Here is a 13,054-nt window from a genome sequence, read left to right as displayed (position 1 = left end):
TATCGGTCAGGCAGAACGGTAGTATCTAGGAGTGACTATTGGAAGCGTTTTACTTTGGTCCGTCTGAAAGTTATCTGTTCGGGTTGTTTCACCCCCGATGCAACGCAAATCGAAATGAGGCTATCGTTCTATGCAACCCATTCGGCCAGGAATACCTGAGAGCTCATAAATCAATGCGGCGGCTCGCACTAAACCTGGCAAATCTTGGATACCCGGTGCTACGGTTCGATTACCGCGGTACTGGAGATTCAGCAGGAGACCTTAACGGAGTCACCGCCGACAACTGGGTAGAAGATGTCGGTCACGCTATTCAGGAAGTCATGGATATGGCCGTCGTACCCAAAGTCACTCTGGTGGGTCTGCGCTTGGGTGCCTTGGTTGCAGCCAAGGCGGCAAGCCAACATAAACAGGTTTCCCGGCTCGTCTTCTGGGACCCAATAACGGATGGGGCAGAATACGTTGCAAGCATCAGATCCGACATCCTCCTGGCCCAAAGTCAGGGTAGCCGATCTCGTATTCTGGAGGCCGATGGCTCCCTGCACTTCAACGGTTTTGCGATGCCGCCCGCCTTTCAGGAAACCCTTTCAGACTGGCGCCTAAATGAAATCATTCCCTCAATACCTGGCTCCATCGCACAGATTGTTTCCCACGAGTCAGCTTCTTTTGCAGCGCTGAAGGAGCAGTTATCCCAACAAGAAGACTTCTACTACAAGCTGGCGCCGGCTCCTCACGACTGGAATTACGTGGATCATGTTGGCGGTATCCTCTGGCCCAAGCCCGTTATAGACGCCATTGAGCACTATTTCAGCAAACCGATGCTACGGTAAACAAGGAGCAAGCATGCGCGAACAGGCTGTAATGATCGGTGACCACCTGCCTTTGGTTGGTGTGCTCTCTGAGCCCGATCCGGCTCAGAGAGCACACCCAGGAACCGCAGTTATCCTGCTGAACTCCGGCGTAATCCATCGCGTAGGTTCGTGCCGCCTATCGGTTACGTTAGCTCGAGCGCTTTCCACCAAGGCAGGTGTTTCAACCTTTCGATTCGATTTTTCCGGAATCGGCGACAGCGAAGCACGTCGCGGTAACTTGACTGCTGCCCAAGCAGCGGTCGAAGAAGTACAGGAAGTCATGGACTATCTTGGTCAAACGAAACAGTTTGAGCGCTTTATTCTGTATGGACTGTGTTCCGGAGCCTTCGCTTCTTACCGGACAGCACTCAGTGATCAAAGGGTAATTGGCACCGTACAACTCGACGGATACTGTTACATGACATGGAAGAGTTACGTCCTGCACTATGGTCCGAAACTGCTATCCCTCTCCCGCTGGGCCAATTTTGTATTGCGAAAGCTGGGACTAAGAAAAGTAAAAAAGGGAGTTGAGGTTTCCGGTATTGATGAACGTTTTCTGGAAGTGCCAAACTTTGCGAACTACCCCCCTCGGGACGAAGTCAAACAAGGCCTTCAGACACTGAATCGCCGAGGGCTGGACATGCTCTATGTTTTCTTTGGCAATGATTATTATGTCTACGAGAAGCAATTTGAGGACTGTTTCAAACCCGTCACCTTCGGCGACAACCTGACCGTGCTCCACAAACCCTATGCGACTCACATCCTCTCAGAACCCGAGGACAGAAATGCCGTCGTCGAGTCCATCACAAATTGGGTTAAGGATCTGATGAGGCAACCTCCAGATCCCATAACTAAACAGGATGAGGTCGCCCACAGATAAAGTCTATGCATGCACGCAAACCGGAATTAACCGCGCTTACTTCCCTTCGAGGTATTGCCGCCATCTTCGTGGTGTGGCATCACTTTATGTTTGTCGCCATGCCTGATGTTGCAGCGATTACTCCTACTCGCCTGTTTGAAAAGTCGTACCTATGGGTTGACCTATTTTTTATGCTCAGCGGCTTTGTGCTGGCCTACATTTATCATGACACCTTCCGGATTAGAATAACTGGCCCGCAATATCGCGATTTCATTCAATCCCGGTTCGCCCGCATTTATCCTTTGCACCTGTTCATGCTTCTGCTCTTCGTTGGCTTTGAAGGCCTGCAATGGTTTCTCAGCTATTTCGATGCATCGGGAATGGAGAACCTCGCTGCCCCATTTACCGGCAAACAAAGCGTTGAAACCTTGGTCACGAACCTGCTATTGGTACAGACTCTTCACTGGGCCACCTATTGGAATGAACCGGCCTGGTCTATCAGTGCCGAGTGGATTATGTATTTTTTCCTACCATTTCTGTTGCAGCCATTGCTTCGCCTTCAGAAGCAAACATATTTCTTCGTCGCTGCTCTGGCCCTCATACCCCTTGTCGCCATTGAGTCGTATTTTGGTGACCTTGGGCTTTATTATGCTGGTTGGCCAATGCTCGTAAGGTGCCTCTGTGAGGCCACTCTGGGCATCATAGCCTTCCGCTTGTATCAGATGGGCAGCATCGCGCGCCTTGCATCCTCAAAACATCTGTTGCCTGTTTTCATACTAAACCTCGTTATACTGGCCGTCCCGGGCCCAGGCGTGATTTCAGTTGTTAGCTTTTTCTGGTTAGTACTGTGTGCATCTCGTTTACCGAAAGAAAGCCACCACGTATTTAACCATCCCCTGCTTCTCTATTTCGGAAAGATTTCATACTCAATTTATCTTGTACACTGGCTGCTAATAGACCTTTTAAAAGAAGGGACACAATTCTTTACTGGCACGCCAGCCCATCAGGACCTCCCCCTATTCGCTCAATTCGCCGTAATAACAATGATGCTCGTCGTGGTTATAGGACTATCAGCTATGACTTATCGATTCGTAGAAGAGCCAATGCGCAAATTGTTGAAGCCCCGGGTCCTACGACCGTCCCTGGGAGATCAGACAATTTCTCGTATAAAAGGCTGAACTCCGGTCGCGATAAATGCCATCATAGTTAACATACAGCAAGGAGAAAAAAGCTATGGCCGGTGTCTTTTTGGACCAACTTGATGAGCAGGAACTGGATGTCTCGCCGTTTAAACTGCAACATACCCTTCTGGACAACGAAGCACTGACCCTGGACTCCTTGAAGGAAACGCTCCTGCGTCTGCCGAAGGAGCAGGTTTTCTATAAAAACTCTAGACTGAGTACACAGGATAATTTTGAGGCCGCTTTCAAGAAAAACGACACAGACTTATCTCTGGAGAGCACGCTAAGAGACCTCAAACAATCGAATTCGCTGATAATGGTCAATTCGCCAGAAGTCGACCCTGTCTTTCAACCGATTTACCAGAGAATCATGGAAAGCATTGAAGAGCTGGTTGCCAAGCGTGACCCCAAAAGAAGGATTTTCATGCCAACCTTGTACTTATTCATTGCCTCTCCAAATAGCATCACGCCGTTTCATATCGATCGATACTCCACCTTTCTGTTCCAGTTCAGGGGTTCCAAAAAAGTTTTTGTGGCAGAACCGTGGGACACTAGAGTAGTTTCAGACGCGAGCCGAGAGGCCTACATGTCTTATGCTAGTACTGACTTACAATGGAGTAATGAAAAGGAACGTCTGTTCACCTGTTTTGATTTCCGGCCAGGAGAGGCACTGCACATCCCATTTGTCTCGGGGCACCACGTCAAGAACGGCCCTGACGATATTTCGATCTCTATGTCAGTGATATTCAATACACGCAACTCGATGATGCTAAGAAGAGCTCTGAACTTTAATCACCGTGCCAGAAAACTGATGAGTCCCTTCAATATTGCGCCTCATCCAGTTGGTCGGTCTGAAGTTCGAGATTCATTCAAATCCGGTTTATGGCGCTCTTGGTTAAAGATGAGAGCAACAATTTGACAGATATTCTGATCGCAGTAGGCACTGCAACCAATCGCTTAGAGTTTTCCATCAAGACCGATGATGATTTTTGATTCTTTAAATCCACTTTGCTGCAAAATCATGTTATTGGTCCAAAAACTGACATCATCAGCCAGACGTCACATGACAAAAAGTCCGCAACCTCATGAGTATTTAACTTCTCGGATGCCGAACAACGTTATTATCCGGACGACTACAGAATGTCGTAGGGCTCCCTCTATATTTCTGATTGAAGAAGCTTATATTTCAAACGCCATCGAAAAGCGGAAATCTGAATTCCGAACCGGTCGCTACCTTGCAAGACAGGCTTTGATGGAATTGGGAATATCGTCGTGCCCTATTCCGCCTGGCAAAAATCGCGAACCGCTCTGGCCGAATGGCACTTCAGGTAGTATCAGCCACTGTGACTCATTAATCGTTGCAGTTGCGGCTTCTAACCTACATTACCGAAGCATCGGCGTTGATGTAGAGCTAAATAAACCGTTACCAATCGACGTAGCCGAGCTGATCCTATCCTCAGAAGAAGCCGAAAATAACCACTGCGTTAATGGTGTTAAACATTTAGAAACTCTCATATTTAGTGCCAAGGAAAGTGTTTTTAAATGCATTTTCCCAATGGCAGGTGTATATTTCGATTTTCACGAGGTAGCCCTACAGTTTGATCAACTCGATCGTTTTTTTACAGCTTTACTGCCGTTGCGAATTGCAGAAAAAGTTGGATTTCGCGAAGTTATTGGTCAGTACACTATAGATAATTCACACATCTTTACGTTGACCCATATCAAGGTCTGAATTAAGAGCGAGGAGTGCGATTCCCCCTAATCTCAAATTGAGGAGAAGTTACAAAACAACAGGACCTACTTCCCAGCCCCCGTGCATTGACCAGGTCAATAGTTCCACTCGGTAGAACAGTTTTTTCATCGTCCCGGTAAGCATGAAGCCAGCCCCCAGCGCTTGCTGATCTGCACAACGAAACAGGATTATCTCTGCAATTCAAGGAGCCTTCCCGCACACCGAGCCCATTCCTAAAGCGAGGAAGAGGGTTCGCAGTCTCATCCGCCCCGTTCTCGTGCCGCCTTGGAACATGCGTTCTGACCTGCCCCATTTCATTGTCTTGTCGCAGGATCACACGTGAGTACAGCCAGGTTAAACAGTAAAACCTTACTGAAAAAGCGTTGTAAGGATGCTTTTGAAACCGTCAAGAATACGCTGTAACCACCTGAAAAATTTTTGTATCTTTACCGATGGCCTTATACTGTTCTCGACGCGAGTACCGGCGCCGTAATCAGGATGTCTGCCCAGCTCTTGCATCCAAGCACGTCTGAGCCTCGTGATAATTTGTCGACGCAAGATCGCCACGCTTCAAGGAATGGAACAGGTGTAGCTTTATGTCAGTATCAATCCTAATTATGTTCCACTGTAAACAGAATACTGGATATGCAATCGGTACGTTGGAGAAGGTTTTTGAAGAAGCCGCCTCAAAGGCAGGCTTTTCCGCAGAAAACATATACGTTTCCTTCAAAGAGGTCTTCTCGCCCTCTGAAAATGTCTTAAAAATTGATTACCACTCTTCTGAAGACATCAAAACGCTTCGTCAACTTATCAACGAGAAAAATGTCGAAACTATCTTGGCTTTCGATTTACCACAACCATCAGAAATCGTACGAGTAGCCCGGGCGGCAAAGGTATCAAAAATTTTGGCATACTGGGGGGCCAGCATGAGCTCCATCAACGGCGGGCTCAAACTATTTCTCAAACGTTGCCAGTGGCTGCTACAGGCCAATATTTCACCAGATTTATTCATCTTCGAGTCCCGTGCAATGCAGCGTACAGCGACACACGGGCGAGGGATACCTAAAAGCCGAACCACCGTTATTCCTTTGGGTGTGGACACATCTGTTTATGTTCCCACATCTGAGGACGGCTACACTCATAGCATTTTTGATATTCCCCGCACGCGCAAAATAGTAATTTATTCGGGCCATATGGAAGAACGAAAGGGTGTCCGAGTCCTTATCAGCGCGATGCTTGAATTAGAGCGGAGGCAGCAATTGGAAGATATCCATCTTTTAATCTGCGGCGATGAAGGAGATCAAAGCCAAATTTATGAGGCAATGCTTCAATCGTCGAAGGCAAAAGATCACGTAACTTTCGGCGGCTACAGGTCCGACATGCCGCAACTGATGCGATCTGCCTATTTAGGAACAATCGCCTCAACTGGCTGGGATTCGTTTACCATGTCGAGTATAGAGATGATGGCATCAGGACTTCCCCTCGTCGTCTCGAACTTACAGGGCCTGGCCGAGACCATCGAAGACGAAGTTTGTGGTTATTATATTCAGCCCGGAGACTATGAGACGCTGGCGAGTATATGGACAAATTATGTGAATAATGCAGATTTACGCAATCGACACTCAAGGGCGGCTAGGTCAAGGGTCGAAGAATTATTCTCAGTTAACACTCAGATTAACCAGATCGCCGATCTCATCTCCCCAAACGTGAGCGTAGACAATAGTATTGTAAAGCCAATTCAGGAGCGTACATGACTTTACTTCGGTCACTCCTCTCACTGATTGGAAAAGAAAATCAGATTAAACTCGCGTTACTTCAGATACTGTTCCTGATCTCAGCTTTTCTACAGGTAGCTGGAATTGCATCAATTGCACCTTTTATCACACTGATCAATGATCTTACCTCTATAGAAACCAACACAATTTTGTCATTCCTTCACTCCTCTTACGATTTCGACTCAACAAAGCAGTTTGTAGTGGCATACGCCGGCTTTGTTGTTATTCTTTTAGTCATCGGTAATGTTATTTCTTCTTATGCACTTTGGAGACTATTCAAAACATCTATGTCTGTGGGGGCCGATATCCAAAGGACCGTGTACCAAAGCTATCTAGACAACGATTTCACTTTTTTTGCCATGAACAACAGTAGTCATCTGATATCTACGGTAACTCAAGAAATCCCGAGAATGGTGTATATGGTCATACAGCCGATCTTGACGATGATATCCCAGATTTTTATCGCCACTCTCATCATTTCGGCACTACTGTTGGTCGACATAGAAATAGCTCTTATCGCAACGCTGATAGTCTGCGCTTCGTACTTTTTAATCTTTCGTATCGTTCGCTCTCAAGTCGTTCAGAAAGGTAAAACTATTACTCTTCTTAACAGCAAAAAACTTAGATATCTGAATGAAAGTATTGCCGGGATAAAAGAAGTAAAGTTGAAAGGAAACGAATCTTACTATAAGAAAAAAGTCGATGAGATAACAAGAGCAGGACTTTCAGCACTGGCGTATATTGAGCTCGCTGGCGACCTACCGAAGTTCGTTGTAGAAACTGTCGTTTTCAGTGCGATTCTGGGGCTTTCTATTTATATAGTTCTGATTTCGGGCACCGCTGGCGATGCTCTAAGCATTATTAGTTTATATGCCATCGCTGGTTATAAATTGCTTCCTGCTGCCCAACAGATCTATAAGTCTTTTTCCGCGATCAGAGCTAACGCTTCAGTGGTGTCTGAGATTCATGATGAAATTAGAAGAAGTAAAACCTTCAATAATCAATTAAAGGACCCTGGAACAGAAGTTATTCCAGAGTCTGATATAGAGTTCAGGGATGTTGGATTTTCTTATCCTGGCGGCAAGTCCCCTGCCTTGCAAAACTGCTCTTTCGTTATTGAGCGCAATGCGATTACAGCATTTGTAGGACCTTCCGGCGCTGGCAAAAGTACGGCAGTGGATATTTTGCTTGGATTACTGGTTCCAGATCATGGTGAAGTGAAGATAGGCACCAAGACTCTTGAAAAACGCAACATCAGGTCCTGGCGACAAAAGATCGGTTATGTTGCGCAAGATATATTCATTCTCGACGCCTCGTTCAGAGAGAATATTGCATTTGGCGTGCCGCCAGAAGAAATAGACGATGACCAAGTAATTCGAGCGGCTAAACTTGCTGATATATACGATTTTATATTTGAGTGCGAAGGTCAGCTTGAATTTAATCTGGGCGAGAGAGGCGCACGCCTGAGTGGAGGGCAAAAGCAGAGGATTGGTATTGCGCGTGCGCTATATGAAAACCCCTCTATCTTGATTTTTGACGAGGCAACAAGTGCACTCGACAATGTCACCGAGCGAAACATAATGAGAGACATAGTCAACTTGGCGAAATCTCATACTGTTGTAATGATCGCGCACAGGCTAACAACGGTGGAACAGGCACAAAACATTCTTGTATTCAACGGAGGGAAAGTAGAGGCAGGTGGTAGCTATGATGAGTTGGCACACAAATCTCAGACCTTCAGGCGCTTGATTGATGCCAATACAGCGGATGAACCCATAGAAGACGGCAGTGGACAATGTAAAACGCCGTAAGTTTGTAATTTTAGATGCCCATTCAGCAGGACGCGATTGGATTCTTTTCGATGGTTGCGTCCTTGGACGAGACGGATCGGGATGCACTTAATGTTCAAGCGCGCTTGAGTTCGACCATCGTATCAAGAGTCTATGGAGTCCTGCGCAACCTAATTTTTAACTCCAACTTTACATTCTGCCCTTTGATAGTTTGCTTTTATAGGTTTTTCTTTGTTCGAAGATCGAAACCTGGTTGCCTGTGGCGAATCAATTTTGGGAAATTGATGAGAGAATTTCATCGATCAAATCGATATGGTGTTGCTTGACGTCCTCATGTGTCGGCAAAGTCAGCAATCTTTCCGAGATATCTTTGGCGACCGGATAATGACCTCTTGGTAAAAACTCTCCCACACCTTCAATCTCTGCAATGGGGCGTTCATAAAATTTGCTAGCACCGATGCCGCGTGAATTCAGCATTTGGATCGCTCTATTCCTTGTTTCTCTGTCAGGAGCAAGAAGAGGATATCGGAGCATAACCTGACTATCCGCAGCCCCATCAGCTTTGTGGAGGTTCCGAGAGAGCATTACCCAACCTTTTGTTTCTAACGCGGACAACTGCTGGTCGTACTTCAAATGAATGCGCGGGCGCAACCGAAAATCCTGGATACCCTTCAATAAAAGACTGACAGGGACCTTGAGCCGAACGATTTTCTCGATTCTATTGAATCTCGTCTCTCCAATTCGCAGTTGTGGCAGGCGCTCCAGTAGGTCATATGAAATACGGCCTAGAAGTAGATTGAATACCACCCTCCGGATATGCCACACAGCATCCACTTTTAATAACTTCAAAGGGTAACTTCCAAGAGTCGCGTTCGCGTCCTCTGCAATGGCCCTCCGCACCAACAAAGCGCCACCGCCCATAAGGTTGATAGGCTTTCCCCGACCAAAGCTAAGCACTATACAATCTGCCAAGGAATGCTTCCTTGCAGGTGGAAAACACTGCGCAGAGTCCTCAATGAGGAACAACCTATTTTCGCAGCAAATATGGGCGAGTAGCTCGAGTCGTTCCGTGATTCCAAGGAACCCAACGCCTACCACTGCAACCGTGGACGACGAAATCGCTTGCCGAATACCATCTTCATTCATGAAAGAAGAATTTGGCTCCAGGTCGACCAGAACCGGCTTGGCACCCTGTGCAACAATTGCTGCAATCAGATCGGGACAACCGTAAGCAGGTACAACCACTTCTGGTTTGAGGATTCGAGGTTTCCGCCTGATCGCAATTTTAATAGCAGCAGAAAGCGCCTCTGTACCGGACCCCATAAAATAGGTCCGATATGGAAGTTCCCATGGTGGAACCGAACCTCCTTCTTTTTTTAGAGGTAAAGGTACGTGACTTCCCACCGGCCGGAGTTTACCTATCATAAACGGGCATTTCCTCGACTAACGCTTAGAAGGCGTCCAAACCGTCATCCTTCTGCCCATGAGGAAATTAACGGTAGCATGAGCAATCGCGAGGTTCACTTGAACAAAGAAATAAGGAATTTTTATCAGCGTTCTCTCGCGCATCGCCGGTAAAAAGTGCCCTGCCAGCACACATCCATAGAATAACAACTGAACCAACAGTGCCAACGCATAAACCCCACCTTTGGACGCTACTGCAAAAGAGATGCAAAACAATAGAAGCTGGAACCACGGGACCGCCCAACGCATCAGCTTATGCCCAAATACCTGGAACGCAAAACGGCCAAACTTGAAGGGGTTGAGCACCTCCGGGTGGCGGCTAATCGCAGTCAGCCCCCGGATGATCGTACGAACCTTACGCTGATATTCCTTTGATGCGTCAGCTACATCCTGATAGTAGCCGAGCACATCAGGCGCCGTTACTGCGACCAGCCCTTTACGGGCACTGTTCAGGGCCGTGTTAAAGTCACTGGGAGAGTGGATATCCCAGTCCTCTTCACACACCTCACGCCGGGCCGCAAAGAATGAACCGCTCAATCCAACAAGACCGGCACGTGCCGACTCAAGGCCTCTGAGCCACATTTCATATCGGACGTATGCGCCCTCACCTACAACAGAGCCATCACGGCTGATGAAGCGATCCTCGCTGGAAACAGCGCCCACTGTGGGGTCATTGAAATAAGCCACCATCCGGCCAATCGCATCTTCGGGTATAGAGGTAGCAACATCCGAGAAGATCAGAATTTCACCTGTCGCGGCACGAATCGCCTGCAGTTGGGCATGCTCTTTACCCTTCCGCTCCTCAGCGCGAGCCAACTTAACGCCACGCTTTGCGTACTCCCCGACGATTTGGTCGGTTTCATCGCTGGAGGCATCCGATGCAATGATAATTTCCAGGCCTGGGTAATTCAGAGCAAGACAGTTTTCGATCTTATCCCGGATTCGATGGGCTTCGTTATGGGCTGTAACGATCAGCGAAACGGCAAACGGAGCGTTTGGTTGGCCGTCTTTTTGGCCCGATTTCGGACGACAGGGCATAAACCGAAGGATAAAAGGATAAATAAAGTAACTGAACAGCGCTCCAAATGCCGCAAGCCAGAATAAAATAACCAGCATCGCTCCCATTCCCTGTGAACCCTTGTGGATGACATCTCTGCACACTACTGGCAGAATCTCTTTGGCGATAAACTATACATGGACGAACAAGCCAAAACCATTGGCGAAGCCGACGGAGGCCTTCGGTGTGGCATTCATTAGATCATTCTTGAAGTCTGGCGCTCTGACGCTGCTGGCGGCCTATGGTTGGCTGCGTATCCGCTTTTCAAACCAGCCCACGCTTCTTATCCTTACCTACCACAGAATCCTTCCCTCCGATGCGCCCGAGCGCGCCGCAGAGCAGCCAGGAATGCTAACCACGCCCGAAGCGCTGGAGGAGCATATCCGGTTTGCCCGAAAGCTCGGGGCGGAACTAATTCATCTGAACGAATGGCTGGAACGCAACGAAAAGGGAGAGAAGCTGCCCCACCTGTCTGTCGCGTTCACTTTTGATGATGGCTGGCGAGATAACTATCAGTACGCCTACCCAAAACTTAAAGCACAAAATGCACCGGCTACCATTTTCCTGGTTACCAGAATGATCGGCACCGACAAAACCTTTTGGCCAGAACAGGTGCTCAGCCTGGTAACCACGAAAGCCATTCCGGATAACGCCCCGGCCTTTGAATGGCTGCGACCTTACCTGCCCACCAAATCGGATCCCGGAGGGAACCATCGGCTTTCCCTTCTGGAGGCCGACGAGGTCGTTGCCCAGTTAAAGTCGCTGGAAGACGCCACGATCATCGATTCGCTTGAAAAGGTATACGAATCGCATCCGGAACTCGCCCCCACGCCAACCGCCAGATCCATTCTTAACAGTTCCGAACTGACCGAAATGTCCCAAGACGGCCTTGTGATGTTCGGTGCGCACACCAGGCACCACTTCCGTCTTAACCGCCTCAAGGATGAGAAGACACTCAAAGAGGAAATCGTGGACTGTCTTGACGACCTCAGGCGCCTTGGCAAGTCCGCGATACCGGTGTTCTGTTATCCCAATGGGAACATAACGGGCAAGGGGCAAAACCTGGTTTCAAGTACCTATAAGGCCGCCTGCACCACCAAGACCGGCTGGAACCATACAGGCTGCAACCCTTACGATCTTCGCCGCTTTAACCTTCACGACGGTAATAGCCACAGCAAACGGGCCTTGCTGGCCACAATCGGGCGCGGTCTTCTATGATGCAAAATGACGCCACACGGGTTGTAACCCATGTTGTATCCGGCGATCTATGGGCAGGGGCGGAAGTTCAGGTATACAACCTTTGCGAGGCGCTTCTGACCAGCAATCAGGTTTTACCGACAGCGGTTGTATTCAACGATGGCATCCTGCACGAGAAACTGCAGAAACTGGGTATTCCCGTCACCCTCGCGGATGAAACGCGCCTTGGCCCCATAGCCATCGCCCGCGCCATCGCCGCTCACTGCCGCGAACACCGAACTGGAATCGTGCATACCCACGGATTCAAAGAAAATGTGCTTGGTATTCTCGGCAAAGAACTTGCCGGCGTGCCGGCATCGGTCCGAACCGTGCATGGCAACCCGGAAACGGCATTTACACTTAAACGACCGCACAAATGGCTGATTCAGAAACTGGACGTGATGCTGGGGCGGCTTCGCCAGCAGGCTATTATTGCGGTGTCGACGCAACTGGAAGAAAGGCTGGAGAAGCTATTCCCGGGCAAGGTCCATAAAATCTTCAACTTTATCGATGTTGACAACATAAGGCGCCAGTGGAAAAGACGCGCTGAAACCAACGCAGAAAGGCCTCGTATTGGTATTGTCGGGCGGTTGGTCCCTGTGAAACGGATAGACATCTTTCTTAAAACCATAGCGCTACTTAACCAACAAGGGCTTGAGTGCGAGGGCGTTGTCATCGGCGGCGGCCCTATGGAGGCCGAACTGAAACAACTCGCCAACGAACTAGGCATAGCCGACAAAATCGCGTTCATGGGCTTTGTTAGCCCACCGGCCGCCGAAATGACGAAGCTTGATGTACTGCTGATGCCCTCCGATCATGAAGGACTGCCCATGACTCTTCTGGAAGCGCTGGCACTTGAGGTCCCTGTCGTATCACACGATGTAGGGGGCATCCCTGAAGTACTAGGCAATGGGGGGTGCGGATGGTTGGTTAAGGACCACTCTCCGGAAGGTTACACCAGAGCGTTAAAGCAGGTTTTTACAGAAGTCACGGACCGCGAACAAAAAAGCGTTAGTGGCTTAATGCAGGTCCGAAGCATTTTCGGAGTTGGAGCCAATTCCCGAAAGTACGCCGAGGTTTACAACAATATTTAATTATCTTTCAGATTAGCT

General features: G+C 48.5%; 11 protein-coding genes. 9 read left to right on the top strand and 2 right to left on the bottom strand.

Annotated features, from left to right (window positions below; all coding sequences use genetic code 11):
- Nucleotides 1-38: 38 nt before the first annotated feature.
- The 7 genes from CFB02_RS05055 (at nucleotide 39) to CFB02_RS05025 (ending at nucleotide 8,206) form a co-directional block, all read left to right on the top strand.
- The gene (locus CFB02_RS05055) at nucleotides 39-827 is read left to right on the top strand and encodes an alpha/beta fold hydrolase (RefSeq protein WP_088557133.1); all 789 of its coding nucleotides are present in this window, start codon (nucleotides 39-41) and stop codon (nucleotides 825-827) included.
- Between the two features lie 13 nt (nucleotides 828-840).
- Nucleotides 841-1,728, top strand: a complete 888-nt coding sequence (locus tag CFB02_RS05050; RefSeq protein ID WP_088557132.1) for a serine aminopeptidase domain-containing protein — start codon at nucleotides 841-843, stop codon at nucleotides 1,726-1,728.
- Nucleotides 1,729-1,733: 5 nt separating this feature from the next.
- Nucleotides 1,734-2,885 carry an acyltransferase family protein gene (locus tag CFB02_RS05045; RefSeq protein WP_088557131.1) on the top strand — a complete coding sequence of 384 codons (1,152 nt, stop codon included), beginning with the start codon at nucleotides 1,734-1,736 and terminating at the stop codon, nucleotides 2,883-2,885.
- Between the two features lie 55 nt (nucleotides 2,886-2,940).
- Nucleotides 2,941-3,807 carry a cupin-like domain-containing protein gene (locus tag CFB02_RS05040; RefSeq protein ID WP_088557130.1) on the top strand — a complete coding sequence of 289 codons (867 nt, stop codon included), beginning with the start codon at nucleotides 2,941-2,943 and terminating at the stop codon, nucleotides 3,805-3,807.
- 144 nt (nucleotides 3,808-3,951) lie between these two features.
- Nucleotides 3,952-4,620 (top strand): 4'-phosphopantetheinyl transferase family protein, encoded by a 669-nt coding sequence (locus tag CFB02_RS05035; RefSeq protein ID WP_157677790.1) that lies wholly within the window; start codon nucleotides 3,952-3,954, stop codon nucleotides 4,618-4,620.
- A 596-nt stretch (nucleotides 4,621-5,216) separates the two neighbouring features.
- Nucleotides 5,217-6,374 (top strand): glycosyltransferase family 4 protein, encoded by a 1,158-nt coding sequence (locus CFB02_RS05030; RefSeq protein ID WP_088557128.1) that lies wholly within the window; start codon nucleotides 5,217-5,219, stop codon nucleotides 6,372-6,374.
- Entirely contained in the window at nucleotides 6,371-8,206 is a 1,836-nt protein-coding gene (locus tag CFB02_RS05025) for an ABC transporter ATP-binding protein (RefSeq protein ID WP_088557127.1), read from the top strand. The genes CFB02_RS05030 and CFB02_RS05025 overlap by 4 nt, the downstream gene beginning before the upstream one ends.
- A gap of 246 nt (nucleotides 8,207-8,452) precedes the next feature.
- Here CFB02_RS05025 and CFB02_RS05020 read toward each other — a convergent pair whose 3' ends face one another.
- Together CFB02_RS05020 and CFB02_RS05015 are read right to left on the bottom strand one after the other, a co-directional pair.
- Complete coding sequence (locus CFB02_RS05020) at nucleotides 8,453-9,610, bottom strand: DegT/DnrJ/EryC1/StrS family aminotransferase (RefSeq protein ID WP_088557126.1); 1,158 nt, start codon at nucleotides 9,608-9,610, stop codon at nucleotides 8,453-8,455.
- 18 nt (nucleotides 9,611-9,628) lie between these two features.
- Nucleotides 9,629-10,765 (bottom strand): glycosyltransferase family 2 protein, encoded by a 1,137-nt coding sequence (locus CFB02_RS05015; protein ID WP_088557125.1) that lies wholly within the window; start codon nucleotides 10,763-10,765, stop codon nucleotides 9,629-9,631.
- Nucleotides 10,766-10,892: 127 nt separating this feature from the next.
- Between CFB02_RS05015 and CFB02_RS05010 the strand changes: the two genes are divergently transcribed.
- Nucleotides 10,893-11,924 (top strand): polysaccharide deacetylase family protein, encoded by a 1,032-nt coding sequence (locus CFB02_RS05010; protein WP_227519322.1) that lies wholly within the window; start codon nucleotides 10,893-10,895, stop codon nucleotides 11,922-11,924.
- A complete protein-coding gene (locus CFB02_RS05005) occupies nucleotides 11,921-13,036 on the top strand; it encodes a glycosyltransferase (RefSeq protein ID WP_088557124.1) in 1,116 nt (371 codons plus the stop codon). The genes CFB02_RS05010 and CFB02_RS05005 overlap by 4 nt, the downstream gene beginning before the upstream one ends.
- Nucleotides 13,037-13,054 lie beyond the last annotated feature (18 nt).

The organism is Marinobacter sp. es.042 (assembly GCF_900188315.1).
Classification (GTDB): domain Bacteria; phylum Pseudomonadota; class Gammaproteobacteria; order Pseudomonadales; family Oleiphilaceae; genus Marinobacter.
Note: the sequence above shows the minus strand (reverse complement) of the source record. Positions and strands in the feature narration are given on the sequence as shown.